Source organism: uncultured Ligilactobacillus sp., from assembly GCF_948826705.1.
In the GTDB taxonomy this organism is placed as follows: Bacteria; Bacillota; Bacilli; order Lactobacillales; family Lactobacillaceae; genus Ligilactobacillus.
In genome coordinates this window covers 1-25,807 of the sequence record NZ_CAQLEL010000108.1, presented here as the reverse complement: position 1 = coordinate 25,807, position 25,807 = coordinate 1, and the positions used below count along the sequence as shown (strand labels likewise).

At 41.1% G+C, this 25,807-nt stretch carries 25 protein-coding genes; 10 read left to right on the top strand and 15 right to left on the bottom strand.

Translation table 11 applies throughout. The features are described from left to right. From Q9Q35_RS07470 to Q9Q35_RS07460, 3 genes are all read left to right on the top strand, one after another. Positions 1-491: sigma-E processing peptidase SpoIIGA (locus Q9Q35_RS07470; RefSeq protein ID WP_304652813.1), on the top strand; the 491-nt coding region annotated here is incomplete at its 5' end. 17 nt (positions 492-508) lie between these two features. After that, the gene (locus tag Q9Q35_RS07465) at positions 509-688 is read left to right on the top strand and encodes a hypothetical protein (RefSeq protein ID WP_304652812.1); all 180 of its coding nucleotides are present in this window, start codon (positions 509-511) and stop codon (positions 686-688) included. A 195-nt stretch (positions 689-883) separates the two neighbouring features. Continuing rightward, positions 884-1,399, top strand: a complete 516-nt coding sequence (locus Q9Q35_RS07460) for a YbhB/YbcL family Raf kinase inhibitor-like protein (RefSeq protein ID WP_304652811.1) — start codon at positions 884-886, stop codon at positions 1,397-1,399. Positions 1,400-1,504: 105 nt separating this feature from the next. Here the strand turns inward: Q9Q35_RS07460 and rplI are convergent, their stop codons facing one another. The 3 genes from rplI to pnuC all read right to left on the bottom strand — a co-directional run bounded on the left by rplI (position 1,505) and on the right by pnuC (position 5,008). After that, positions 1,505-1,954 (bottom strand): 50S ribosomal protein L9, encoded by a 450-nt coding sequence (gene rplI, locus Q9Q35_RS07455; RefSeq protein ID WP_137420747.1) that lies wholly within the window; start codon positions 1,952-1,954, stop codon positions 1,505-1,507. A gap of 27 nt (positions 1,955-1,981) precedes the next feature. Next, the gene (locus Q9Q35_RS07450) at positions 1,982-3,997 is read right to left on the bottom strand and encodes a DHH family phosphoesterase (protein ID WP_304652810.1); all 2,016 of its coding nucleotides are present in this window, start codon (positions 3,995-3,997) and stop codon (positions 1,982-1,984) included. A gap of 240 nt (positions 3,998-4,237) precedes the next feature. Next, positions 4,238-5,008 (bottom strand): nicotinamide riboside transporter PnuC, encoded by a 771-nt coding sequence (pnuC, locus tag Q9Q35_RS07445; protein WP_304652809.1) that lies wholly within the window; start codon positions 5,006-5,008, stop codon positions 4,238-4,240. Between the two features lie 278 nt (positions 5,009-5,286). Here pnuC and Q9Q35_RS07440 point away from each other — a divergent pair, with 278 nt between their 5' ends. Then, positions 5,287-6,267 carry a DUF1002 domain-containing protein gene (locus Q9Q35_RS07440; protein ID WP_304652808.1) on the top strand — a complete coding sequence of 327 codons (981 nt, stop codon included), beginning with the start codon at positions 5,287-5,289 and terminating at the stop codon, positions 6,265-6,267. A 115-nt stretch (positions 6,268-6,382) separates the two neighbouring features. Here the strand turns inward: Q9Q35_RS07440 and Q9Q35_RS07435 are convergent, their stop codons facing one another. Then, a complete protein-coding gene (locus Q9Q35_RS07435) occupies positions 6,383-6,589 on the bottom strand; it encodes a hypothetical protein (protein ID WP_304652807.1) in 207 nt (68 codons plus the stop codon). A 160-nt stretch (positions 6,590-6,749) separates the two neighbouring features. Between Q9Q35_RS07435 and Q9Q35_RS07430 the strand changes: the two genes are divergently transcribed. Beyond that, complete coding sequence (locus Q9Q35_RS07430; RefSeq protein ID WP_304652806.1) at positions 6,750-7,280, top strand: hypothetical protein; 531 nt, start codon at positions 6,750-6,752, stop codon at positions 7,278-7,280. 579 nt (positions 7,281-7,859) lie between these two features. Here Q9Q35_RS07430 and rpsR read toward each other — a convergent pair. Genes rpsR through rpsF form a run of 3 tightly spaced genes read right to left on the bottom strand, consistent with a single transcriptional unit; the run spans position 7,860 to position 8,999 of the window. Further along, positions 7,860-8,096 carry a 30S ribosomal protein S18 gene (rpsR, locus tag Q9Q35_RS07425; RefSeq protein ID WP_003695889.1) on the bottom strand — a complete coding sequence of 79 codons (237 nt, stop codon included), beginning with the start codon at positions 8,094-8,096 and terminating at the stop codon, positions 7,860-7,862. A 21-nt stretch (positions 8,097-8,117) separates the two neighbouring features. Then, complete coding sequence (ssb, locus tag Q9Q35_RS07420; protein WP_216547288.1) at positions 8,118-8,672, bottom strand: single-stranded DNA-binding protein; 555 nt, start codon at positions 8,670-8,672, stop codon at positions 8,118-8,120. Between the two features lie 36 nt (positions 8,673-8,708). Then, positions 8,709-8,999, bottom strand: a complete 291-nt coding sequence (gene rpsF / locus Q9Q35_RS07415; protein WP_004049701.1) for a 30S ribosomal protein S6 — start codon at positions 8,997-8,999, stop codon at positions 8,709-8,711. 338 nt (positions 9,000-9,337) lie between these two features. Here rpsF and Q9Q35_RS07410 point away from each other — a divergent pair, with 338 nt between their 5' ends. Further along, entirely contained in the window at positions 9,338-9,973 is a 636-nt protein-coding gene (locus tag Q9Q35_RS07410) for an NAD(P)-dependent oxidoreductase (RefSeq protein ID WP_304652804.1), read from the top strand. A 98-nt stretch (positions 9,974-10,071) separates the two neighbouring features. Here Q9Q35_RS07410 and gyrA read toward each other — a convergent pair whose 3' ends face one another. The 6 genes from gyrA to dnaA all read right to left on the bottom strand — a co-directional run bounded on the left by gyrA (position 10,072) and on the right by dnaA (position 18,979). Then, the gene (gene gyrA / locus Q9Q35_RS07405) at positions 10,072-12,531 is read right to left on the bottom strand and encodes a DNA gyrase subunit A (RefSeq protein WP_304652803.1); all 2,460 of its coding nucleotides are present in this window, start codon (positions 12,529-12,531) and stop codon (positions 10,072-10,074) included. 108 nt (positions 12,532-12,639) lie between these two features. After that, complete coding sequence (gyrB, locus tag Q9Q35_RS07400; protein ID WP_304652802.1) at positions 12,640-14,598, bottom strand: DNA topoisomerase (ATP-hydrolyzing) subunit B; 1,959 nt, start codon at positions 14,596-14,598, stop codon at positions 12,640-12,642. A 20-nt stretch (positions 14,599-14,618) separates the two neighbouring features. Further along, a complete protein-coding gene (gene recF / locus Q9Q35_RS07395; protein ID WP_304652801.1) occupies positions 14,619-15,836 on the bottom strand; it encodes a DNA replication/repair protein RecF in 1,218 nt (405 codons plus the stop codon). An 8-nt stretch (positions 15,837-15,844) separates the two neighbouring features. Then, entirely contained in the window at positions 15,845-16,069 is a 225-nt protein-coding gene (yaaA, locus tag Q9Q35_RS07390) for a S4 domain-containing protein YaaA (protein ID WP_056958863.1), read from the bottom strand. Between the two features lie 249 nt (positions 16,070-16,318). Then, positions 16,319-17,458 carry a DNA polymerase III subunit beta gene (dnaN, locus tag Q9Q35_RS07385; RefSeq protein ID WP_304652800.1) on the bottom strand — a complete coding sequence of 380 codons (1,140 nt, stop codon included), beginning with the start codon at positions 17,456-17,458 and terminating at the stop codon, positions 16,319-16,321. 174 nt (positions 17,459-17,632) lie between these two features. Beyond that, positions 17,633-18,979 carry a chromosomal replication initiator protein DnaA gene (dnaA, locus tag Q9Q35_RS07380; RefSeq protein ID WP_304652799.1) on the bottom strand — a complete coding sequence of 449 codons (1,347 nt, stop codon included), beginning with the start codon at positions 18,977-18,979 and terminating at the stop codon, positions 17,633-17,635. Positions 18,980-19,496: 517 nt separating this feature from the next. On the opposite strand from dnaA, the gene rpmH reads away from it, so the two are divergent. From rpmH to Q9Q35_RS07365, 3 genes are all read left to right on the top strand, one after another. Then, entirely contained in the window at positions 19,497-19,631 is a 135-nt protein-coding gene (rpmH, locus tag Q9Q35_RS07375; protein ID WP_003701411.1) for a 50S ribosomal protein L34, read from the top strand. Positions 19,632-19,696: 65 nt separating this feature from the next. Next, on the top strand, positions 19,697-20,053 hold the full coding sequence (rnpA, locus tag Q9Q35_RS07370; RefSeq protein WP_004049716.1) for a ribonuclease P protein component: 357 nt from the start codon (positions 19,697-19,699) through the stop codon (positions 20,051-20,053). Between the two features lie 11 nt (positions 20,054-20,064). After that, complete coding sequence (locus Q9Q35_RS07365; RefSeq protein ID WP_286294845.1) at positions 20,065-20,898, top strand: membrane protein insertase YidC; 834 nt, start codon at positions 20,065-20,067, stop codon at positions 20,896-20,898. A 152-nt stretch (positions 20,899-21,050) separates the two neighbouring features. Here Q9Q35_RS07365 and Q9Q35_RS07360 read toward each other — a convergent pair whose 3' ends face one another. Beyond that, positions 21,051-22,022 (bottom strand): FAD:protein FMN transferase, encoded by a 972-nt coding sequence (locus Q9Q35_RS07360; RefSeq protein ID WP_304652798.1) that lies wholly within the window; start codon positions 22,020-22,022, stop codon positions 21,051-21,053. Continuing rightward, the gene (locus Q9Q35_RS07355; protein WP_304652797.1) at positions 22,022-22,948 is read right to left on the bottom strand and encodes an NADPH-dependent FMN reductase; all 927 of its coding nucleotides are present in this window, start codon (positions 22,946-22,948) and stop codon (positions 22,022-22,024) included. Before Q9Q35_RS07355 ends, Q9Q35_RS07360 begins: the two co-directional genes overlap by 1 nt. 445 nt (positions 22,949-23,393) lie before the next feature. On the opposite strand from Q9Q35_RS07355, the gene Q9Q35_RS07350 reads away from it, so the two are divergent. Beyond that, positions 23,394-25,523 carry an SdrD B-like domain-containing protein gene (locus tag Q9Q35_RS07350; protein ID WP_304652796.1) on the top strand — a complete coding sequence of 710 codons (2,130 nt, stop codon included), beginning with the start codon at positions 23,394-23,396 and terminating at the stop codon, positions 25,521-25,523. The last annotated feature ends 284 nt before the right edge of the window (positions 25,524-25,807 follow it).

The following is a 25,807-nucleotide window of genomic DNA, read 5'->3' as shown; positions in this document are numbered from 1 at the left end:
GGGGAGAAGAAGCAAAAGGCGGTTATCTGATGCTTACGTCCTCTGCCGCCTTGGTATTTATGGGGCTTTTTTGTATTAAAATGAAGCGCCTGCTGTTAGAGCGTTTTCAGGAAGAAAACAGTATCCTGAGAGTCAGGCTTTACCATAAGGGGCGCATGGCGGATACATATGGACTCATCGACACGGGAAACGGTCTTGTGGACCCTATCAGTAAGGAGCCGGTCATCATTATACAAAAGAGCCTTGCTGAAAAACTTCTTTTAAAAGAAGACATAGGGGAGGAAAAGGGATACAGAGTCATTCCCTATGGCAGTATCGGAAGAAAAAAGGGGATTCTGGAAGCATTCCGGATGGAGAGGTTGGAAATTTTAAAAGAAAGGGAAAGCGGAGAGGATGAGGCAGTAATCAGAGAAAAGGTTTTATGTGCTGTATATGAAGAAAACTATAGTAACGACGCTTACGAGGTAATTCTGACACCACTTTTGCTATAGGAAAAGGGAGGAAAAACATGATTTTAAAGGTATCTATGCCGGGAAAATTTCAATTCCGGATATTGAGAAGAGAAGGAAGTCTTTTATTCAGCAAACAGGGAGATATTCATTATATAGGAGGTACGGAGGTGCTTCCGCCGCCGCTGATGGATAGAGATGAAAATGCAGTAAAAAATCTTTTGGCTTTAATAGGTTAAAAATATAACGGGGTGGGCTACACCCTTAGGCTATCTGAGCTAGTCAATGTCATTACCCTCTTGTTAGGATATGGGAACACTAGCGTTGATGGTAGTAAATAAAATTAGGAAAGGAAAAGCTATATTTCTTTCTCAAATGTAATCATTTGATATATTTGATTACGTTTGTTCACGTTTTATATAGCAGGTCTAACAATGAAAATTAACGTAAATTTCAAAAACTATACTATCCCAGCTGAATATGCCAAAGGCGCTTCAATGCAGGATAGCTTACTTGGAAATCCAATCAAATCTTTTCCATTTCAAATTTGTGAGATCCCGACTAATACCAAATATTTGGCATTTAGTTTGATCGACCATGATGCAGTACCAGTCTGTGGTTTTTCTTGGATCCATTGGGTCGTGGCGAATATTCCCACTTCGCATAAACAATTGATCAATATCCCAGAAAATTTCTCGCGTATTGATCATAAGCATTTAAGTGGTAAAAACAGCTTTGCGACCCCCTTTTTAGAAACTGATCTTTCATTGATCGAAAATAATTATGTTGGCCCGACTCCACCTGATAGAGACCATCATTATCTTTTAAAAGTTTATGCTTTAAAAGATAAACTCGACTTAAAAAATCATTTCTACTTTAATGACTTTTTGGAACAAGTCAACTTAGTCTCGCTTGCGAGCTGTGAGATCAAACTTATTGGAAAATATTAAAGAGACTGTTACACAATTAAAAAGACATCTTCAAATCCGAACGTTGGAATTGAAGATGTCTTTATTCATCCCTAAAAATATATCACAGCCTCATTGTTAGGCATTTTATTGTTCTGAGATGTGTACCCGGATCTTAGCCGAAACTTCATTGTGCAACTTTACAGGAACATTGGCGTATCCCATTGCACGGATCGGTGCTGCTAGTTCCATCTTACGCTTATCGATCTTTAAGCCGTGTTGTTTTTCCATGGCTTGAGCGATCTGCTTGGATGTGATCGAACCAAATAAACGCCCGTCTGTGCCAGCTTTTGCCTTGATCTCAACGACATAATTGCCAGATTCTAATTTTTCTTTGAGGACCTTTGCTTCAGCTAATTCTTCAGCCTCTTTTTTTGCTTCGGCTCTCTTTTGACCACGCAATTGGCTCATTGCTGCTGCATCAGCTTGCTTAGCCTTATTGCTCTTGATCAAGAAGTTTGCGTATCCATCAGGAATTTCCTTGACCTCACCGCGTTTACCTTTACCGCGTACGTCTTGTGTAAAAATGATTCTCATAAAAAAATCCTCCCATACGTAGTTTTGCTACTCTTTATTTTCCTGCTCTTGTTTAAGAATTGCAAGCAGTTGTTCTTTGACCGCACTCACAGTTGTATCAGCGATCTGGGTCGCAGCATTGGATAAGTGACCACCGCCACCCATTTCTTCCATGATCACCTGCACGTTCTTAGTCCCGTTGCTTCGCGCTGAAACGCCGATCTTACCTGAAGCCCGCTTAGTGATCACAAAAGAGGCTTCCACACCACTGACATTTAACAGTGAATCGGCAACTTGAGCAGCGATAACTGGATCATAGACTTGATCTTCTTCACCACAACAGATCGCGTCTCCTTCAGCAAATTTAGTCCGTTCGACCAAATGATTGCGTTGCATGTAGCTAGTGACACTTTCTTTCATGAAATGTCGTGCCATCACTAGATCCGCTCCAACTGAACGTAAATAGCTCGCCGCATCAAAGGTCCTAGTCCCAGTCCGCAAAGCAAACGATTGGGTATCAATAATGATCCCTGTGAGCATTGCTGTGGCTTCGAGCTTATTGATCGGTTCGCTGTCTTTTGCTTGATACTCAAAGAGCTCAGTGATCAACTCACATGTCGAACTTGCATAAGGTTCGATATAGACCAAGATCGGGTTATCAGGAAATTCCTCGCCCCGTCGATGATGGTCGATCACCATGACGCGATTTTTGAGCTTATCATAGAGTGGGCGTGCGATCGACATCGATGGTTTCGAGTGGTCAGCCATGATCAAAAGGCTATCCTTAGTAGCTTTTTCCAAAGCCATTTCCGGGGTTATAATTGAACCCTTGATATTTGGATATTGTTCCAACTCCTCTAACAAACGCTCAATATCTGAGTGAAGATCTTCTTTATCTAAGACGATCCAACACCGCTTACCATTCATCGCTGCGATCCGCCGCACCCCTAGACAGGCGCCTAGCGAGTCCATATCTGGATGACGATGTCCCATCACAAAGATCTGATCGGCCTGGTTCATCAATTCGGTCAACGCCTGTGAGATCATCCGTGCTCGAACTCGGGTACGTTTCTCCATCGGGTTAGTCTTACCCCCATAGAAACGAGCTTGGCCATCGACCGCTTTGACGACGACTTGATCGCCCCCACGTCCCAAGGCAAGATCTAAGTTATTTTGTGAGAGCTTTGCCAGTTGGGTCAGATCCGAACCACCATATGCGATCCCTACACTGAGCGTCACAGGCGAATTTTGCTTGGACGTCCATTTGCGCACTTCATCTAAGATCTTGAATTTTTCTTTCTCTAACACTTTGAGCGTCTTGGCATAAGTCAAGATAAAGAAGTGATCTTCATCGACTCGCTTGAGGTAGATACCAAATTCTTTCGCCCAATCCGCTAAGGCATTCGTCACAAAATTTCCCAGGTTAGAAATATCTTTATCATTCATCGCACTGGTAACTTCATCATAATTATCCAAGAAGATCTGCCCGATGACTAACCGCGTATCTTCGTATTCTTGCCGGATCTTGGCATAATGCGTCACATCCATCAGATACAGTGCATCAATATCTTTTTGGACCATCAGACTAAAAGCGCGCCCATGCAATTTGACTTCTATATCTTTGTCCTTATTGTCTTGTTTAGCCGTAAGTTGCTCATAGAGCTGACGATCGACCTCTTTTAGCGGCTTGCCCAGCACTTCTTGATTGTCAAAATAGCGTTGCATATAAGGGTTGATCCATTCGATATACCCCTCTTTGTCGTAAAATAAGATCCCGATCGGCATTTTGATCAACGCATCCTGTTCACCACGCTTGATCCGATATGACAGATCAGAAATGTATTCAGTTGTATCTTCAGTGACTTGCTTTAAAGTAATATAGGCAACTACGGTCATGATAAGCATAAAGACCACGCTGATATATCCTAGAATAATATTGGTTCTAAAGGCCAGGATCACACAAATGACCGCTACAAGCGCCAGCATCCAAGCTAACACACGCAAATGTCTGTCATACATGAATTCAGGCAGTTGCCAAAAATCTTTGTTAAAAAATTTTTTCACTGGTTTATCCCCGCATTCCTTTCCCAATTCTTAACCTAATTTTATACTTCTGCTACTTATTCTATCACAAACGAGTTTGACTCTCAGTAAGTATGACTATAATAGCTTGAAAAATCAAGTTGCTTTGCCCAAAATAAAAAGCCACGAGTCGACCCGTAGCTTAGTGTTATGAGTTAAGTTATTCACTTAGTTTAAGTATACGCCCGCAACTATTTATTGTCAGCAATTCAAAACTAAATTTTAAGCTTTCTTTGAGACTTCCCCTCTAAACCAGCTGTTCTTGCTGAAAAAGGCATACATGTCATTTAGGAAAAAGACGCTATAACTAAAGATCAAGGCAAAATTTCCATCGCCTTGCAACATCGTTTGGACCCATAAAGCGATCGTAAAAATCGATGCTAGTGTGAAAACATAGTATTGTTCACGTTTACGGTTCAATTCCAATAGTGCACCCGTGATCGCCATTGCTAAGTTCAAGCTGTCTAAAAAGACCCTAGGATCATTAGTAAAGCTAAAGATCGTATATGTGCATAACCAAGCAACTACAAAAAACAAGCCATATTTGAGCCATTCAAGCCCACTTTCTAATTTTTCAGCTTGGATATCATCGTTCCATTTTGGATCTAAAATACAAAAAATATCTAAAAAGATCAAATACCCGATCTGTTCCCAAGCTGTCGCATAATTTTTCGCCATAAAACCAGTTGCCGCGATGCAAATAGCTGAGATCGCACCACACCAGCCTTGGATCCCTGATAAGTTAGAGATCCCGATCACACATGCAACAGACAGATTGCCCCCAACAAAAGCGAGCAGGGACTGAAGTGGGGTTTGGTCAAAAGATTGGAGCAACGAAATAACTTGGAGCACAAAGTTGAACGCCAATAAAAAGTAACTAAAATATCCCCAGCCTTTACATTGATTCAATAACCACTTGAAATATCCCTTCCGAAATACATTCTTGGAATATTCTGGTAAATGGGTCAATACATCTTGATAACGTTCAAACATCTAAAAACTTCCTTCCACTAGACAATGATTTTTCGCATTTAAAAAATTCAATGTAACTATTATAGCCATGTCTTTCAGCTAAATTCAACTTAAAAAACACAATATATTGTAATTCTAATTTTATTAAATCTATATATTGTGTGTAATTTGATTTTTAAATGTTGATTTCCCTAAGTTTTTCTTACGATATTTATATCTTTTTCTTAAAAGACAAGAATTGATTTCTGGTGGTAAAATTAAAATGTAGCTAGATATAAAATCAATGAGGTGTTTTAGAGATGAAATTAAAAAAATTAGCAACTGCATTCTTGGCGGTGCTGACCTTTTTAGGGGCAATTTTGATCAGTCCCAAGGCTTTAGCCGCAAGTAGCAGTAACACACATACGTTAAATTCCGCTTATGTCGTCTATGGATCCGGCACGAGCCAAGAAGCACGCCAAAATTTAGCTAAGGTATTTGAAACTGATTCTTCATTCAAGACTTTGACCGCTACAGCTACCGATTACAATAAATATATCGCTAATGGCTCTAGCAATACGACTGACGCTGCAATGATCAGCTCTGTTGCGATCGCGCCTGGAGATCCTGGCTCTGGGGTCAAAGTCAACATCAAAGACTACAATGGTTCTAACAACATTACCCAAGTAACTTCCCAACAATATGCAATGGTCGCACAAATGGCGGGGGTAACTGATGTCAGCATCGTCGTGACCGCTAACCGTCCCGTTTCAGGTGAATCAGCCTTAACTGGGGTCTACAAGGCCTTAGCCGAAGATGGCGTTTCATTGAACACAGAAAACACAGCGACAGCTAACGAGATGCTTTCAGCGACTCAACCGGCGATCGACGCCAACAAAGATGATGCTACTTATCCTGGTAAGTTGATGGCAGCTGTTGGTGATGTGTCCAAGCAATTGGCACAACAAAAGCAAGATAACCAAGAACTAGCTACAAAACAAGACATCGAAGATATGTTAAATAAGGCTTTAGCTGACCGTGGTATTCAAGATCAAACGACCTCAGAGCAAGTAACACAGATCTCAGGTGCTTTGGTAAACTTCCAAAATTCACCGATCAGCTCAAGCAAGACATATATCAATAACGTGACAAACACGATCAATAACGTTAAAGATTCGACTGGTAATTTGATGAATAAAGCTAAAGACTGGGCTAACAGTGCTCAAGCTAAAGAAGCCGTCGAACAAGCTAAAGGCTGGTTTACCCGCTTCATCGAATGGGTCAAGAGTTTGTTTAATTAGTATTTTAAAATAACGCCAAGAGCCCCCAAACATGTGTTGGAGGCTCTTAGCGTTATTTTGACGACTAGAAGGACAAATAGCGGATAATATCACAGTCTCTGATCATTTTCTCAAGCTATACACCTTGTAATACCCCTAAAGCTGAGAAGATCCCAAGGGCGCATAACAAGCCACCACTGATGATCCCTAACCACAAACGGCTACTAGAAAGCATATTTTTGTGATCTGCGACGACTAATTTGTGATAATAGCGATATGTCGCATAAAGTTCAAACGCCCCTAGAACAAAAATTATTGCACTTAAAACCAAACCTTTGACCATTTTTTCACCCTCATTGCTATTTTATTCAATAATACCACATTTCTTCTATAAAGAGCGCTTGTCTCTCTTGAGCGATATCACTTATCATTATGGTGGGGCTAGTGTGCAGAAGATGACGCTTATAAATTATGCTAGTTAATTCATAGAAATGAGGTCCAATATGAAAAAAATCGTTTTTACCGATTTAGCTACTAATTTGTATACCGCACCAATTTTCACTATACTTGAATTCAATGGGCGGACATTTTACGGAACCAATCGCCAACTGCCACTTGCAATTTTATTTCGCAAAAATTCACTTGCTTTTGCGAAAACACAATTTGAAGCAACACATCTCAAGCTCTTCGATGACCGCGACAATTTAATGCTTACTCTACCACCCGAGCAGATCACCCAGGCTTGTCTAGGAATGTATCTAGCTAAGATCACGCTTCGACCGTTGCCTCAACTGACAGAGCGTTTTATCTTTTCTCTGATACTTAAGTTAACCGACGACCGCCAGATCCAACTGCTAAATGGCGAAACGCAGGCGATCCCTCAAGTGATATCTTGGCTTACCGACCAAAATATCAAAATTGATGATCCAATGCGCCTAGCTTCTAAACTCGATGCATCGACCACGATCGACTTTAGAAGCTTTACTGTACTCTCAAATGGAACTGAGTTTGCTAGGACTCTCGAGCTAAGCTAATTGCTCCACTAGTCATCGCTGAGTGCACAACAATGCGGGATCTACCATGATGGTAGGTCTCGCGTTTTATATTCTAAAACACATTTTTGCTACACATCTTTTTTATGGACATAAAAAAACTCCGTGATCGGGGAAAATCACGGAGAAAAAGGTTATGTTATTGGGGAAATACTATCCTAAAGTAAATCTAAGATAGTTATCACTTACTACATAAAAAGGGGAGAAGATTGATTCATCATCAATCTACATATCTATAATACACCTAAATGACCCAAAATGGCTAACTTTTTTATTGATTTTTTCTTAAGAATTTAAATTATATTTTTTTCATATTAGACAAAGTTCGGTTATTATATTCGACTTTTCCACAACTTTATCCACATACATGGTTATACCTTTACAAATCAAAGATTTACTAATAAGATTTTTAAAAATCTTTCTTACTCTTTAAGCGATAAATCGTATAATACCCAATAAAAAAATATAATAGTTCGCCTTTAAAAAACGAAATTTTTAAAAACTTTTTTTCGAAAAAATCTATCCAAACAAAAAAACGCCTCACAATGAGACGTTTTTTGATTAATCTTCGGCAACGAATGGCAATAAGCCCATGATACGTGCACGTTTGATCGCAACAGTAAGTTTACGTTGGTTCTTTGCGCTAGTACCTGTTACACGACGTGGCAAGATCTTACCGCGTTCTGAGATGAAACGCTTAAGAAGGTCTGTATCCTTGTAGTCGATGTATTCGATGTGGTTAGCAGCGATGAAGTCAACTTTACGACGGCGACGTCCGCCTCTTCTTTGTTGTGGCATTAGATTTCCCTCCTGTCAATTTTAGAATGGTAAGTCATCATCTGAGATATCGATCTGTTGACCACCTGCAAATGGATCAGCAGCATTGTTACTATTGTTTGTATTGGTATCAAAACCATTACCTCCAAAAGCATCATTGGTCTGATTATTTGCTGGAGTCCCAAATGGATTAGATGACTGCATATCATTTGAAGGAGCTGAACCTTGCACATTAGCGTTACTGCTGCCGTGTTGGGCACGATACCTTTCTGATTCAGCCTTGGATTCCAAAAGTGAGAAATTCTCAGCTAAAACTTCAGTAACATAAACACGTTGACCTTGTTGATTCTCATAAGAACGGGTTTGGATCCGTCCTTCGATCCCTACTAAGGAACCTTTGTGGGTAAAGTTAGCGAAGTTTTCGGCTGCTTTACGCCACATTACACAATTGATGAAATCAGCTTCACGTTGACCTTGTTGGTTGGTGAAACGACGGTCGATCGCGACAGTAAAGCTTGCCACGGCTGCCCCTGAAGGCGTGTAGCGCAGTTCAGGATCTCGGGTCAAACGACCTACTAGAACAACTGAATTGATCAAAGTTCATTTCCTCCTTTACTTTATTTATAGTCTATCTTAGTCTTCACGTTTAACGATCATGTGGCGTAAGATACCATCATTGATCTTGGAAAGACGGTCAAATTCGTTGATAGCGTCTGCGTTTTCAGCTTTGATGTTTACGATGTGGTAGACACCTTCTGTGAAACCACCAATTTCGTAAGCAAAACGACGCTTAGACCAGTCTTTTGATTCTACGATTTCAGCACCATCATTTTTCAAGATGTTGTCGAAGCGTTCAACTAATTCATTCTTAGCTGCTTCGTCAAGTGATGGGTTGATGATGTAAGTAATTTCATAATTTGTCATGACTGTTTGCACCTCCTTATGGACTATTGGTTCTTTATCTAAAGTAAGAACAAGGAGAATCTAAAGCTAATTTTGTTTAGATACTCACGAAATAGAATTATAACATTATTAAAACTATTTTGCAAGGGACTTTGAACTACGACTACACTTTATAAATACGCAATTGTTGGCGAAATTTTTTTCTTTTTTCAAAAAATTTATTTCCGCTAATTATAGGTAAACATAAAAAAATAAAATTTCCAAAGTTGTAACTATTGACATTACATCAAAAAGAAGATAGGATAATGTCATCAAATAAATGTAATAATTAAAATTACAACAAAATGGAGGAATTTATTATGACAAAAGTTGCTGTAATTAGTGCTGATGGTCGGGTCGCTGGTCACGTTATCAAGGAATTAGTTGCTCGTGGCTATGATGTTACTGGTTTTGGGCGCAAAGATGAAAATACAACTGATGCGCAAACATATATTAAAAAAGATCTGTTTGATCTCACTAAAGCCGATCTTGGCGAGTTTGAGATCGTTGTTTCTGCTTTCGGGACTTGGAAACCAGAAACACTTCATCTTCACGTTGAAGTTATCAAATATCTAACAGCTCTTTTGGCCAAGACAGACAAGCGTTTGATCATCGTTGGAGGTGCTGGTAGCCTCTATGTTGACCCCGAACACAAGACTCAGTTAGTCGACACACCAGATTTCCCAGCAAAATTTTACGCTTTAGCCAAAGCTCAAACTGATGCCTTAACAGAATTACGCAAACATGATGATGTTGATTGGACCTTCATCAGTCCAGCCGCTGATTTCCAAGTTGACGGGAAACGTACGGGTGAATACATCCTTGCTGGTGAAGAATTGACCCTTAACGACCGTGGTGAAAGCATCATCAGTTATGCTGATTACGCGCTTGCCATGGCTGATGAGATCCAAAATGGTGACCATATCAAAGAACGTATCAGTGTTGTCCGTAAATAATTATCTATAGACGCAAAAAATCCACAGTACTCTTAAAAGTACCGTGGATTTTTTTGTGGATAAATTATTTTTGGAATAAATTTTAATTATCCACAGTTTTATTCTTCAGTCTTTTCTTCTTCAGCGGGTTCAGCTTCGACTTTAGCCATCGTTGAAACCGTAGCATCATCATCTAAGTTGATCAACTTGACCCCAAGTGTTGCCCGACCTGTTTGGGAAACATTAGCGAGGTTAAAGCGGATCATAACACCCTTATTCGTGATGACCATGATGTCTTCGTCCCCATTGACCGTTGTCATACCAGCGAGTTCACCGTTTTTGGCAGTGATATTTGAGGTCTTGATACCTTTACCACCACGACCCTTGATCGGATATTCGCTAGCCGGTGTCTGCTTACCAAAGCCTTTTTCAGAGATGACAAAGACTTTACTATCAGGACGCAAGATCGAAGCCCCGATGACATGATCTTCATCACGCAAGCGGATACCGCGGACCCCAGCAGCTGAGCGTCCCATTGGGCGGACAGCTGTTTCAGCAAAGCTGACGGCATAACCACCACGAGTTGCAATGATGATGTTTTGTTCACCATCTGTGATCGAAACATGGATCAATTCATCGCCATCGTGTAAGGAGATCGCCTTTAACCCATTCTTTCTGATATTACCAAATTCAGTCACGGAAGTCCGTTTGACTGTACCTTTGACTGTGGTGAAGAATAAGAAGTGCGAATCATCACGCTTATCAGCTTCAACATTGATCACTGTTTGGATCTTTTCTTCTTTATCGAGGTCTAGTAAGTTGATCACAGGGATCCCTTTAGCAGCTCGACCATATTCTGGGACCTCATAGCCCTTCATGCGATAAACTTTACCCACATTTGTGAAGAACAATAATTCATCGTGGGTCGAAGTCGTGATCAAGTGTTCAATGAAATCATCATCATGCACGCCCATACCTTGGACGCCACGACCACCGCGCCGTTGTGCTTTAAAATCACTTGTTGGCAAACGCTTGATGTAACCGTTATGCGTCAAAGTGATCACAACATTTTCTTCTTCGATCAAGTCTTCATCTTCAATGCTCAAGACTTCACCGACCATAAGTTCAGTCCGGCGTTCATCGCCAAAGCGTTCTTGGATCTCCAATAATTCTTGGTAAATGATCTGATAGATACGTTCTTCGTGCGCTAAAATATCTTTGTAATCGGCGATCGCTTCCATCGTCTTTTGATATTCAGCTTCGACCTTTTCACGTTCCAGACCAGTCAAACGAACTAAACGCATATCCAAGATCGCTTGGGCTTGTTTATCACTCAAATGATATTCATTCATCAAGCGATCCTTAGCGATATCACCACTCTTAGAATTACGGATGATATTGATGATCGCATCGATATGGTCTAAAGCGATCCGCAGACCTTCTAAGATGTGTGCTCTTGCTTGCGCCTTTTTCAGATCAAATTGTGTTCGACGACGAATAACTTCTTCTTGATGCTTCAAGTAATATGTCAAGATCTGCTTTAGACTCAAGACTCGTGGCGTCCCATTAACGATCGCCAACATGTTGAAGTTAAAGGCAGTTTGCATCAAGGTCAATTTGTATAAATTGTTCAATACGACCGAAGCACTGACATCACGGCGCACATCGATCGTGATCCTCATCCCTTCACGGTCAGATTCATCCTTGATGTCGGTGATCCCTTCGATCTTCTTATCTCGAGCTAATTCAGCGATCCGTTCGATCAATTTAGCCTTGTTGACCATGTATGGTAACTCATGCACAATGATCTGTTCACGGCCATTTTTTAATTCTTCGATCTCGACTTTAGCACGTAAAGTAACTGAGCCTTTTCCAGTCTCATAAGCTTTTCTGATCCCAGATTTGCCCATCACGATCCCACCAGTCGGGAAATCAGGCCCTGGTAAAGCTTCCATCAAGTCTGCCGTCGTTGCATCGGGGTTTTCCATCAACACATGCAAAGCTGAAATAACTTCAGCCAAGTTATGTGGTGGGATATTTGTTGTCATCCCGACTGCGATCCCGGTCGCTCCGTTGACTAATAAGTTAGGGAAACGAGCGGGCAAGACTTCTGGTTCACGTTCAGTGCCATCATAGTTTGGCTGAAAATCGATCGTGTCTTTGTTGATATCACGCAACATCTCCAATGTGATCTTAGACATCCGAGCTTCGGTATAACGCATCGCAGCGGCCCCATCACCATCGACCGAACCAAAGTTACCGTGACCATCAACTAAGAGATAACGGTAGCTAAAATCTTGCGCCATTCGGACCATCGATTCATAGATCGCCGAGTCCCCATGAGGGTGGTACTTACCCATAACATCCCCAACGATCCGGGCTGATTTCTTATATGGTTTATCCGGAGTCACACCTAATTCATTCATACCGTATAAGATCCGGCGGTGAACAGGCTTCAAGCCATCACGCACATCAGGTAAAGCGCGCGCAACGATAACACTCATCGCATAATCTAAAAATGAGGTCCGCATGACTTTGGATAAATCAACATTGCTAATTCTGTTAGGTACTTCTACCACGTCCTGTGCCTCCACTTCTTTTCTTACTTTTTACATAAATTACAAACTTATACACAGTTTATTCACACTATCCTGTGCATTATGTGCAGAACTTATTGTCTACTTTTATTAAACGTCCAAATTGTCCACGAAAGTTGCATTTTCTTCGATGAATTGACGTCTTGGGCCGACTTGATCGCCCATCAACATTTCAAAGACTTCATTTGCTTCCATCGCATCCGATAATTCGACCCGTAAAAGGCGTCGGTTTTCTGGATCCATCGTAGTTTCCCACAATTGTTCGGCATCCATTTCACCTAAACCTTTGTAACGTTGGATAACTGGTTTTGGACTTGGTGGTAATTGACCTAATACTTCTTCTAATTCTTCATCAGTGTCGATGTAACGGATCATCTTGCCTTGGCGCACTTGGTACAATGGTGGCTGTGCGATATAAACATAGCCTCGTTCGATCATTGGACGCATAAAGCGGTAGAATAACGTCAACAATAAGGTTCTGATATGAGCTCCATCGACATCGGCATCGGTCATGATGATCAATTTGTGGTAATTTACTTTATCCACATCAAAGTCATCCCCAAAGCCTGTGCCTAAAGCTGTGAATAATGAACGAATCTCTTCATTGGCCAAGATCCGATCTAATGTGGCTTTTTCCACATTCAAGATCTTCCCACGGATCGGTAAGATAGCTTGAGTCAAACGTGAACGCCCTTGTTTAGCTGAACCACCCGCAGAGTCCCCTTCGACGATGAATAATTCTGAGATCTCAGGGTCTTTGCTAGTGTTATCAGCTAATTTTCCCGGTAAGTTGGAGATCTCGAGACCATTTTTCTTACGCGTAACTTCACGCGCTCGTTTAGCTGCAACACGAGCTTTAGCCGCCAACATTCCTTTTTCCACGATCCGGCGTGCTACATTTGGATTTTCCAGCATGAACTTGCTGAAAGTCTCGGAAAATGTCTTATCTGTCGCAGCTCTAGCATCGGAGTTACCCAATTTAGTCTTAGTTTGCCCTTCAAACTGTGGATCAGGGTGCTTGACCGAAACAACTGCTGTCAAGCCTTCACGTACGTCTTCACCAGATAAGTTAGGTTCATTTTCCTTTAACTGACCAGATTTGCGTGCATAATCGTTGATAACGCGCGTCAAAGCCGTCTTGAACCCTGATTCATGGGTCCCACCTTCATAAGTGTGGATATTGTTGGTAAAGGTCAATAAGTTGGAGTGGAAATCATCTGTGTATTGTAATGCCACTTCAACTGTGATGCCTTTTTGTTGGCCTTCCACATAGATCGGTTCATCAAAAAGAACTTCTTTGCCCTTGTTTAAAAATTCCACATAGTGTTTGATCCCACCAGCATAGTGGAATTCTTCATGGGTCGGTTCTTCTGGGCGCATATCATCGATCGTGATCTTTAATCCCTTGTTCAAAAAGGCCAACTCACGGATCCGCGTCGTCAAAACTTTGATGTCATAGATAGTCGTTTCCGTAAAGATATCTGGATCAGGCAAGAAATGCACTGTTGTCCCGTGTTCATGTGGTTGACTTTGCCCCACGACTTCCATCACATGGTCGACTTTACCGAGCTTAAAGTCCATTCCATAGATATTCGTATCACCTTCACGTCTAACTTGAACATCTAAGCTCGTTGAAAGGGCGTTAACAACTGAAGCCCCGACCCCGTGGAGACCACCGGAGACTTTATAACCGCCTCCGCCAAACTTACCACCGGCGTGAAGCACAGTAAAGACGGTTTCTAATGCTGGACGGCCCGTTTTTTCTTGGATATCGACCGGGATCCCACGTCCATTATCTTTGACCGTGATACTATTGTCTTTTTCCACGATCACATTGATCTCATCGGCAAAGCCCGCTAAAGCTTCATCGATCCCGTTATCGATGATCTCCCATACTAAGTGGTGCAGACCTTGTGAGCTAGTCGAGCCAATATACATCCCAGGACGCTTGCGCACGGCTTCTAAGCCTTCAAGGACTTGGATCTGACTGGCATCATATTCTTTGGCTTTTTCTTCCTTTACTTCTTCAAGCGTTTCTTTTTCTGTCACGTTTAGTACCCGCTACATCTCTATGTAGACTGTCCTTTCTTGGATTTTTCATTTTTTGGATAAAATGTAACAACTTTATTTTTGTCTTCTGAAACCCAGTCGATGTGATTTTCATCCATTTCTGAATTTTCAGAAATCTGGCCATCATCAATATGAAAAATCTTTGGTTCTTTGATCAACTGTTGGGTAATATCATTTAATCCAGGTGTCGTTAAAAAGGTCTGGACGCGCCCTTGGATCGTCTTTAACAAATGCGTTTGTCGATTTCCATCGAGCTCAGACAACACATCATCTAGTAATAAGATCGGGTATTCGCCCGTCTTATGTTTCATCAATTCGATCTCTGCCAATTTGACCGATAAAGCTGTCGTTCGCTGTTGCCCCTGCGAACCATAGATCTGAACATTTTGTCCGTTGACCTTAAAAACAACATCATCGCGATGTGGCCCTAAAAGGGTCGTCCCTTGAAAAATTTCTTTTTGTTGTAAATTTGCAAAACCTTTTTTTAAGGCTTCGGTAATTTCATTTTCAGTAGCTTGGCTTGGTTCTTTCAAGCTACTTTCATAACTAAAAGCTAATTGCTCTTTATCCTGTGTTATCTGACTATGGATCGCTTTTGCATAGCGCTCAAGTTCTACTAAAAATTCCAGTCGTTTCACAATGATCGCCCCAGCAAATTGGGCTAACTGTTCTGACAAGACCTCTAAATAGAGCGTATCCGTCGCTTTTTTTTGCTGGAGTTGTTTTAGATAATTATTTCGTTGCTTTAAGATCATGCGGTACCGCGTCAAATTATAGAGGTAACGTGGATCGATCTGACCAAATTCCATATCGATAAAGCGCCGTCTGATCGCAGGTGAACCCTTGACTAGACTGAGATCTTCTGGTGCAAATAAGATCACATTTAAGTTACCGATATACTGGGATAAGCGCGCTTGCTCGAGATGATTGACTTTAGCCTTTTTACCTTTACGGCTCAAACTGATCTCTAACGGCAAGCTACCTAACTTACGCATTACCCGCCCACTTAAATATGCCTCTTTTTGTTTAAAGCTGATCAATTCACGCTCATTATTTGTCCGATGACTACGCGCCATCGCTAAAACATAGATCGCCTCTAACAGGTTGGTCTTGCCCTGAGCGTTTTTTCCGATCAAGACATTTATCTGTGGTGAAAATTTGACCGCTACCTTTTGATAGTTACGGAAATTGCGAAGTTCCAGCTCTTCTAAATACATTGTCTTAGCTAGCTTTCTTTCAATAGATAGCTGCCTTGATCTTTGATCTCAACACTATCTCCAGGATAAAGCTTGCGTCCACGACGGTTTTCCGGCTCACCATTGACTAAGATGTCATTAGCGTATTCTTGTAAGAACCACTTTGCCTGACCGCCAGAAGAAACTAGATCCGCAATTTTAAGCAACTGGCCTAAGGTGATATGCGGTGTTTTTAAGTGAATTTCTTCTTTCAAAAAAATGCCTCGCTTTCCTTTTAGTACTCATTAAATTATACCTTTTTTAAAAACTAAACACAATCATGGAAACCAATTAAACGCGTTCTGAGCTGATTTGACCCATCTGAGTGTTATGACACCCTAGACAGTAAAACCGGCCCAGAAATTGAATATATGCGTTCTAAATTCTATTTGTACCTTTCAGAGAAAAATAAAAGGCGAGTGGTCAAATCGCCACCCGCCTTTGGCCTCTAAAGCACAAATATTTTAGACTGTTCGAACTGGGGTTATCAATTGGATGAATTCGCCTTGAGCTTCACTTGGGACCAAGGTAAATGGACGCAGTGGCATCGTGAAGTTCAAAGTTACTTCACTTTGACCAAAGGAACGCAAAGCATCTTTCATATAGTCAGGGTTAAAGGAGATGTCTAGATCATTTCCTTCCAGTTTGTTGAAGGTCAATTCTTCTTCAACATTTCCGACTTCAGGGGAATTGCTGTAAAGTGTTGCTTGAGCTGTCCCAGACTGCATCGACAATTTGACCACATTATTGCGTCCTTCATGTGAAAGTAACGAAGCACGTTCGATCGCACGTAAGAAAGCAGGAGCATTTATCTCTAACGTTGTTGTTGAGTTTTGTGGGATCAACCGTTCAGTGTCAGGATAATTTCCTTCGAGTAAACGTGAGTAAAAGGAAGTATTACCTAAGATGAAGAGGATCTGATTTTCTGAGATCTGGATCTCGATGTCTTCACTTAGATCACCTAACATCTTAGCTAACTCGTTCATTGATTGTCCTGGAACAATGATGTCGTAATCGGCAGCACTATCACCATTTAAAGAAAGTTTTCGTTGGCTCAAACGGTGTGAGTCAGTTGCTACAGCTAAAAGTTGACCATCTTTGATCGCTAAATGGATCCCTGTCAAGATCGGACGTGTTTCTTGCTTAGAAGCTGCGATCACAGTTTGATTGATCACTTGTTTTAATACATCACCTGGCAATGTTAATTGTTCACGTGAATCGATCTCCGGTAAATGTGGATAATCATCTGGATCTAGACCATTGATGATAAATTCGGCTGACCCAGATCTGATCGTTGCTTGGAAACGATCATTTACCTCTACACTCAAGCTGTCTTCTGGTAACTTTTTAACGATCTCGTTGAAGAAACGTGCTGGTAAAACCACACTCCCTGCTTTTTCAATGTTTAAAGCTGCATTTTCATCAGCGATCGAGATCACTGTTTCGATCGAGATGTCAGAGTTGCTCCCCGTCATTGTTAGACCATCTTCAGATAGATCTAATTTGATCCCTGATAAGATCTCTAAAGCAGCTTTAGATGAGATAGCACGTTGAACATCATTTAGATATTGGATGAAAGCTGTTCTATGTACCGTAAATTTCATAAGGCAAAATTCCTCCTGTTTGTTAAATATATATTATTAATAAAGTTAGTAGTAATAGTAGGGGCTGTTTATACTGTGGAAAAAGCCCTAAACTCTTTGAAGATCTAAGAAATCACCTGTTGATAACTTGTGGATAACTGTTGAGGTTTATCCACATTGATCCACAGGCAGTTGTTAATTGCGTAATTCAGCACGTAATTTAGCAACTGCTTTTTTGAGCTCGTCATCGCTTTTGAGTGCTTCGCTGATCTTTTCATGTGCATGAATAACAGTAGTATGATCTTTGCCACCAAATTCTTGTCCGATCTTAGGTAGAGAAGCTTCGGTCAACTCACGCGCAAGATACATTGCGATCTGGCGTGGGATGACGATCGTTTTGACACGTTTTTTTCCCTTGATTTCAGCTACAGTAACGTGGAAAAACTTTGCAACTTTCTCTTGGATCATCGCGATCGAAAGCTCTTTGGCCTGAGGGGCACCGTTCAAGCTTTGCAAAGCTTCTGCGGCTAAGCTCGTTGAAACGGGCTGACCATTTAGCTTGGCATAAGCTTGAACACGCATCAAAGCTCCTTCCAATTCACGGATATTGGAATCGATCTGACCGGCAATATAGCTTAAAGTATCGTCAGGGACTTGAAGGTGTTCGGCTTCGGCTTTGTTACGCAAAATAGCGATCCGAGTTTCCAAATCAGGTGGGGTGATATCAACAGATAATCCCCATTTGAAACGCGAGACTAAGCGTTGTTGAAGCTTAGGGATCTCGTTTGGTAGGCGATCTGAAGACAAAACGATCTGTTTTTTATCATCATAAAGAGCATTGAATGTATGGAAAAATTCCTCTTGTGTTCCAACTTTATCTGAGAAAAATTGGATATCATCGACTAATAAGAGATCAACATTGCGGTATTCTTGGCGAAACTCTTCTTGATGCTTAGATTTGATCGAGTTGATGAAATCATTGGCAAATGATTCGCTAGTTACGTATTTGACGCGAGCGTTAGGGTTATTTTCTAACATCTGATGTCCGATCGCATGCATCAAGTGGGTCTTACCTAAACCAACTCCGCCATAAAAGAACAACGGATTATAGAAGACACCAGGCTCTTCAGCGACTGCAAGTGCAGCTGCATGGGCCAACTGATTGCCTTTACCGACCACAAATGATTCAAAAGTATATTTATCATTTAGTGGGGTGCTTTTTTTGGGTGCAGGTGACTTAGACTCAAGTGACCTGACTTCGGGTCCAGGCTCAGCTTCGGCCAAGGGATTGGGCTCGTCAACAGTCTTAACTAAGATCGTGATCTTAGTTGAAAGATTATCTGCAAGTAGCGAAGTGATCTGCGGAATAATGTTTTGTTTCCAGTAGTCTTGGTGCAATTTAGAAGCCACTTCAACGACTAAAGTATTATCGGTGAGCTGTAGTGGTTGCGCAGATGCGATCCAAGTGGTAAATGCGATCGGCGAAAATTCAGCTTCGAATTTATCGCGGATATACTGCCATAAAGTTTCAAGATCGAGCACTAAGATCCCTCCTTTTTGATAAATTTTGCATGCTCCTATTGTAGCATTAAAAAAAAATGTTTTCCACAGGTTGGGTAAAAAAAGTAAAAAATAAATCACAGGGTGTTGATTAAGTTATCCACAAGGCGGGTAGAAATGTGGATAGCTTATTTTTTATAAAAGTTATACACAAAAAATGATAAAAGCTGTATTCCTTGATATTAAAGAGGTATAGGAGTTATGCACATAGGGTTATTTACAAATTGACAGGCAGAAATTGACAGGCTGTGATTTGTGGATGATTTTGGGGATTACGCTGTGGATGTAAAAATTTTATCGACAGCCAAAAAGCGTAAAAGTGGATAAAATGTGCATAAAAAGCACAGCAAAAGCAGCTACTTTTTTGCCGTGAAAACTGAAAAAAAACTTTGAATTTTAGCTAAGATATGGTAGTATTACAAAGTAAGTCTGAACTTGACATCAAGCTACGTTTTTTGTAGGATATTAAGTAACATTGTATAAAAGGAGGTGTTCTGTTGTGAAAAGAACTTACCAACCTAAGAAACGCCATCGCCAACGCGTACACGGTTTCCGTAAACGCATGAGTACAAGCAACGGTCGTAATGTGTTAGCACGTAGACGCCGTAAAGGTAGAAAAGTATTGTCTGCATAGGCCACTGGACCGTCAGTGGTCTTTTTTAGTATATGCGGACTTTTCAAATCATTTGGAGATGGGTTATGAAAAAATCATACCGCGTCAAGAAGGAAGCGGAGTTCCAAGAAGTCTTTACCCAGGGTAAGTCATGTGCGAACCGTATGTTTGTGGTCTACATGATCGAAAAGCCCGAGCAAAAGCATTTTCGCGTCGGAATTTCCGTCGGTAAGAAAATTGGGAATGCTGTCGCACGTAACTGGGTCAAGCGTCGGATTCGTCAGAGCTTGACCGAATTAAAGCCGCAGCTAAAACAAGATTGCGATTTTATCGTGATCGCGCGCCCAAGTGCTGCTGGAATTTCAACAGCTGATGCAAAGAAGAATTTGATCCATGTCTTGCACTTGGCAAGAGTATTGTCGGATGACCAATTTGCGAAGTGAGGTAAATGCAAATGAAGCAAGGGAAAAGACTGGCCGCTGTCATTAGCGTTTTAGGTTTAATGCTCTTTTTGAGCGGCTGTAGTACTGATCCTGTTAATGCCCAAAGTACTGGGATCTGGGATCATTACATCGTATGGAACTTTATTCGGGCGATCGAAGCCTTGAGCAACATTTTTGGCCATAATTATGGCTGGGGGATCGTGATCTTTACGATCATCGTACGGATCGTGATCTTACCGTTGATGATCTACCAAATGCGCAGTATGCGTAAAACAAGTGAATTGCAACCAAAATTAAAGGAATTGCAAGCTAAATATCCAGATAGAGATGTTGAATCCATGCAAAAGATGCGGGAAGAACAACAAAAGCTCTATGCTGAAGCCGGAGTCAATCCAGTAGCTGGATGTTTACCGATCTTAGTTCAAATGCCGATCTTGATCGCCTTGTATCAAGCGATCTACCGGTCAGAAACTTTGAAGACAGGGCATTTCTTGTGGATGCAATTGGGTGGGCGTGACCCATACTTCATCTTGCCAGTTTTAGCAGCGTTATTTACGTTTGCGACGTCTTGGTTAAGTGTCAAATCTCAACCAGAACAAAACATGATGACAACGATGATGACTTATGGGATGCCACTGATCATCTTCTTTACCGCGTTAAATGTGCCCGCAGCCCTTTCATTGTACTGGGTGATCACGAACGCCTTTTCAGTTGTTCAAACACTTGTGATCAATAATCCGTTTAAGATCCAGCGTGAACGTGAAGAAAAGAAACGAGCTGAAAAAGCTCGGCAACGTAAACTTGAAAAAGCTAAACGCAAAGCTCTAAAGAGCAAAAAGAAATAGTATTATCATAACCGAGTTGCTCGCAGGTGCGAGTGGCTCGGTTTTTTTATAAAATCAAGATCCGATAAAAGATGTTTCCCAATGCAAACAAGGGAGCTACTATGATGAAAATTCATCGCGGTAGCTCCCTTGTTTGCATTGAGTGATATATGTTATTTGAATTCTAATTTAAAAGAATCATCTAATAGGAAAATATCAGCTGGATCAAGTCCGCAGACCTGAATTGTTCTATCTTTGGTAATAAAAATAGCACCATAGATTTCGGAGGTCGGTTGCCAACTAGGTTGTGGACCGTCAGCAAAGAAAAGTCGTGTCGTTTCGATCTCTGCTTGGACTGATGTTTTAGTCAAAACGGTGACACTAGCTAAGTTATTCTCATGTGGATAACCTGTTTTAGGATCAAGAATGTGGTGATAAGTTTTGCCGTTAGTTTTTAACAGGCGTTCATAGATACCACTGGTGACAGCTGAACAAGGACCGTATTTGACTGAAAGGATAGGATGGCCCCGTTTAGTGAACGGATCTTGGATGCCGATCCGCCATAACCCATCTGGATGATGTGGAGCGTGTCCTTTAAGTAACAGATTGCCACCAAGGTTGATCATTCCACTACTGATCCCTTTAGCCGCCCAGAGATCTTTGATACGATCAGCGATATAGCCCTTAGCGATGGCTCCAAGGTCAAGTTGCATCCCAGCTTGTTTTAAAAAGATCGTGAATTTGTCATCATTTAATTCGACTTGTGTAGGATCGATCAAAGAAAGTTGTGATGTGATCGCTTCTCTAGGAGGAACATTTGCCCCACTAAAACCGATCTTCCACAATTTGACGAGTGGTCCGATCAAGGCGTTAAACCCAAAATTTTCTTGGCTGGTCTTGATCGCAAGTTTAGTTAGTTGATAGGTCGAGTCACTGACTGCAATGGGCTTGATCCCGGCCGCGTAATTGACGCTCATCAGTTCTGAAGCTGGGCGATTAACAGTCAAGGCTGTTTCATAAGCTTGGAGAAGAGCATAACTATCATCAAGGTCACTTATTTTAGCACCTCCAAAAGCTGTTAAGTAGATATTTGTCCCCAATCCACGATAAGTTTTGTGGATAGTTTTATGTGCTAAATCTTCCATCAGCTTTCTGATGCCCCTGTTGTTGTGTCGATTTGGGCAGGAGCAGGAGCCTGCCCTTTTTTTGGAGTTGAAGTCGATTCTGAAGCGCTAGTCAAGGCATCTTCAGTGTAGATCAAAGCTGGTGGTTCTTCTTCGAGCGTCTCGGTTTTTGTGGCTGTTTCTGAGGCACCGGTTTGTTCATCAGGGAAACTAAACTCAGTATCATCATCTAGGACAAAATTGATCCCATTAGCTTCTTCAAAACTCATATCGGTAGTTTCAGAAGCACCAGTAGTGGTATCTATTTTATCAAGTGCTTGTAAGGCACTTTTAGCTTCTTGTTGTTTAAGCGCTGGAGTAGACGGGATGTATTCGTTTTTTGACTGTACTTGTTGGGCATGTTGTAATTTTTCAAGCGCAGTCGCATAGTGGATGAAGCCATTAAAGCATTGTTCTAACCAGGAAACTGTCCCTTGGTCGATCAAATTACCTTTTTCATCAAAGGCATTTTCGGCACGTCCAAGTAAAAATTGGAAGCCTGGCAATACAAAAGAACCCAGACCAGGAGAATCGAGGATCCGCCGTAAACTCTCTTGGGCTTGGACAGTCCCCAAATTTCCCAAAGACGCACCGACGATCATCACCGGACGTTTTGTTAGAGGGTGGACTTTCCAAGAGAGCCATTCGATCACTGATTTTAAAGCTGCTGGAATGTCATGGTCATATTCAGGTGTTCCAAAGATCACTCCATCAGAAGCTTCGAGCTTTTGAGCTAGATTTAAAACGCTTTGGGGTGTCTGTTCGTAATCTTCGCAAAAGAGAGGAATGTCTTTTATCTCAGTTACCTCGATCTGTGCTTGCGTAGCAAAATGTGAACTCATGAACTGAAGGAGCTTACGGTTGTAGGATTTTGTAGCGTTAGTACCAACGATAGCGATGAATTTCATAATTAGCCTGCTATATAGAATGTAAGCAAACAACACGTGTTTGAGAGAGAAATATAGCTTTTCCTTTCGTAATGAAAATAATTGTCATTGTGGTCTCTTACATTTTAACTTTCTGTGACCCGACTTTTTATAATTACCTATATATAAAGATAAGGATATTTGCCAGTAAGAGCAAGTCTTTTATAGATTTATCACAATTTATTTAAGGATCGATAAACGTAAATTTATTTGGATGTCAACAAATAAAGTCTCAATAATAAAAGTTGTAGTTAATTAAATTAAATGTTCAAAAATAGTTAAAATTTACAATTTAAAATAATAAACTTTAAATCTTTTGTACAATTATTTGCTGATTTATACAATAAAAATAAACCTAAATTTTTATAGAATAACTTAAGAACGTAATGGAAGAAATAAGTTTTTGCTAAAATTTTAGGAGAATGCGATGAAAGAAAGGAAATATAAAAATAATTATATTGAAACCGACCGTAAAACACGGGTCAAGATGTATAAGTCGGGTAAGCAATGGGTAAGTTCTCTTATATCAAATATCGGTTTGACAAAAATATTTAAAGGTATTGCAGATAAGCATGTTGTTGTCCGACAAGAAGTTTTACAAAAATCTGACATTGATAGTGATAGCCTATTAGATTCGAAGACCGAAAAATTGATCAAGGGTGTTGCCACCGCCGGAACACTGGCTGGAGGCGTTTTTGTTACTCAAGGCGTCGTATCAGCTGATCAAGTCGAAAAAGCACTTGAATTACAAACAGATCAAGCTGACATACTCGCTAACGCTGAGACAGTGACGCTTGGAAGTACAAGTTCTTCTGATACAACTAGTGTTTCAAATTCAGTTTCAGTATCAAGCTCAGAATCAACTTCGATCTCTGTATCAGAATCGGGATCCATTTCTAATAGTATAAGTTCTTCAATGTCACTTTCAGAAACTATGAGCACTTCAACTTCTGAAAGTACAGATACTACAGTAAGTAGCGAAACGAAAGAAACTACAAGTTCTGAATTTGAAAGCACCTCCGATTCTAATGTAAGCGAGAGTAATACGCAAAGCACTTCAAATGACAACAGATCAACTTCCACCAGTGAATCTGAAGTTTTACCTGAAAGTAACAGCCTATCATTGAATAGTACTGAAAATAATAGTACCGGAATTTCGGATACAGCTGAAAAAACATACGAAGTAGGATCAGATGGCTGGATATATGAAGTGACGACCGCAGCTGATGGAACTAAAAACTATCGTATGACTTCGATCTTACCACGACCTGAATGGCAAGGAATGAGTTTTGCTGAATTAGGGATCACAGGTTCGAGTTTGCGATCTGTCACAAATGGGACTAAGACGACCTTTACGGTAGATGATTTTATTGGAACAAAAGGGATCTGGTTTGGCGGTAACAACAACTTTGCTAATACACTAACAAATGTTACTGCAGTATATGATGCAGCTACAAAATCGATCAGTTGGACAGTCGTTTATGATGCTAGTTCGGTGTTGACAACAAAAAACTGGAGAGATTACGGAGCATATACTGGATTGTGGATCAATACTGATGCAGATCCTAATTTAGGTGCTCCAACTAATGTAAAAGTTGATGGTCAAAGCACGCGTAAAGTTACTAGAGCAGAGTCATTAGCTAAAGGGGCAACTAACTCTGCCCGTGCAAGTTCTCAAGGGGCAGAATATGTTTCAACTAGAGCTCTTACTATTGGAAGACACACATTTACATTTAATACAGCTTTCACTGGTTCGGTATCTGATCTAGCCAATTTGAAGATCGGAATAGTAGGCGCTTCAGCTTCTGGTAATCCTAAAACGGCTTCAACTGTACAGTATATGTATGATTCAGGCTCTGCGCAATTAAGTGGTCGCTATACCAAAGAAGGTGACACATTAAAAACAGCCTATATTAGTGGGGCAGAAACAACAACTGCAGTTTCTGGTTTGTATCTTGGTGGGATCAAAGATTCTGCTTTACCAAAAGTTACCTATTCGATCAGTGGGACAGTTTACGAAGACACTGATCGAAATGGTATCAAAAATGTTGGGGAGCAAGTTAAATCAGGTGTTACGGTCGTTTTAAAGAATAGTAACGGTAATGAGGTAGCACGGACAACAACCGATGCAAATGGTGGTTATACATTTACTGAACAAATCAGTGGTAACTATACGATAACTGTAGTTCCACCAGCAGGTTACACAGTTGTGGGGAATTCTTATTTCAATACTGCTGGAAATGCTAATGTGACTATCAATGATAGTAATTTGACAAATATTGATGTTGGATTGTACAATTCAGCGTCTGAAAGTACAAGTATCAGTCAGTCGCAAAGTACGAGCCGTTCATTGAGTACAAGCGAATCACAAAGAGCAAGTAGTTCGTTGAGCACAAGCCAATCGCAAAGTGCGAGTCGTTCATTGAGTACAAGCGAATCACAAAGAGCAAGTGCATCGTTGAGCATAAGTCAGTCACAAAGTGCGAGCCGTTCATTGAGTACAAGCGAATCGCAAAGTGCAAGTCGTTCATTGAGTACAAGCGGGAAAAATCGATGATCGGAGTCATGAGAAAGTGGTTTCTTTGCAGGGTCGTCCCTTTCGGCCGGGCCGTGGCGAAGCGCGATGCAGCGGACTTTTATTGTTGAATCTTTACCAGTTGTTCGCGATAGGCGTTCAGAATCCGCGACTTGGATATGAAGCCCAGGTAGCGGCCCTGCTTGTCGACCACGGGCAGCATCCACGTGCGTTTGTCTTCGAATTTGGGCAGGAGTCGTCACCGGTTTCTTCTGACGCTCCGACGGCGAGCCCTGCAGACGCTGCACTGCCTGACGCGCGGCTTT

Excerpts from the sequence above, each read along its gene's own strand:
- Q9Q35_RS07435 (WP_304652807.1), bottom strand. The coding sequence starts at position 6,589 with ATGGTCAAAGGTTTGGTTTTAAGTGCAATAATTTTTGTTCTAGGGGCG.
- Q9Q35_RS07355 (WP_304652797.1), bottom strand. The coding sequence starts at position 22,948 with ATGAAATTCATCGCTATCGTTGGTACTAACGCTACAAAATCCTACAAC.
- rplI (WP_137420747.1), bottom strand. The coding sequence starts at position 1,954 with ATGAGAATCATTTTTACACAAGACGTACGCGGTAAAGGTAAACGCGGT.
- rnpA (WP_004049716.1), top strand. The coding sequence starts at position 19,697 with ATGAAAAAATCATACCGCGTCAAGAAGGAAGCGGAGTTCCAAGAAGTC.
- rpsF (WP_004049701.1), bottom strand. The coding sequence starts at position 8,999 with ATGACAAATTATGAAATTACTTACATCATCAACCCATCACTTGACGAA.
- Q9Q35_RS07360 (WP_304652798.1), bottom strand. The coding sequence starts at position 22,022 with ATGGAAGATTTAGCACATAAAACTATCCACAAAACTTATCGTGGATTG.
- pnuC (WP_304652809.1), bottom strand. The coding sequence starts at position 5,008 with ATGTTTGAACGTTATCAAGATGTATTGACCCATTTACCAGAATATTCC.
- Q9Q35_RS07460 (WP_304652811.1), top strand. The coding sequence starts at position 884 with ATGAAAATTAACGTAAATTTCAAAAACTATACTATCCCAGCTGAATAT.
- Q9Q35_RS07365 (WP_286294845.1), top strand. The coding sequence starts at position 20,065 with ATGAAGCAAGGGAAAAGACTGGCCGCTGTCATTAGCGTTTTAGGTTTA.
- Q9Q35_RS07465 (WP_304652812.1), top strand. The coding sequence starts at position 509 with ATGATTTTAAAGGTATCTATGCCGGGAAAATTTCAATTCCGGATATTG.
- rpsR (WP_003695889.1), bottom strand. The coding sequence starts at position 8,096 with ATGCCACAACAAAGAAGAGGCGGACGTCGCCGTCGTAAAGTTGACTTC.
- Q9Q35_RS07410 (WP_304652804.1), top strand. The coding sequence starts at position 9,338 with ATGACAAAAGTTGCTGTAATTAGTGCTGATGGTCGGGTCGCTGGTCAC.
- Q9Q35_RS07430 (WP_304652806.1), top strand. The coding sequence starts at position 6,750 with ATGAAAAAAATCGTTTTTACCGATTTAGCTACTAATTTGTATACCGCA.
- recF (WP_304652801.1), bottom strand. The coding sequence starts at position 15,836 with ATGTATTTAGAAGAGCTGGAACTTCGCAATTTCCGTAACTATCAAAAG.
- dnaN (WP_304652800.1), bottom strand. The coding sequence starts at position 17,458 with ATGAAATTTACGGTACATAGAACAGCTTTCATCCAATATCTAAATGAT.
- Q9Q35_RS07440 (WP_304652808.1), top strand. The coding sequence starts at position 5,287 with ATGAAATTAAAAAAATTAGCAACTGCATTCTTGGCGGTGCTGACCTTT.
- Q9Q35_RS07350 (WP_304652796.1), top strand. The coding sequence starts at position 23,394 with ATGAAAGAAAGGAAATATAAAAATAATTATATTGAAACCGACCGTAAA.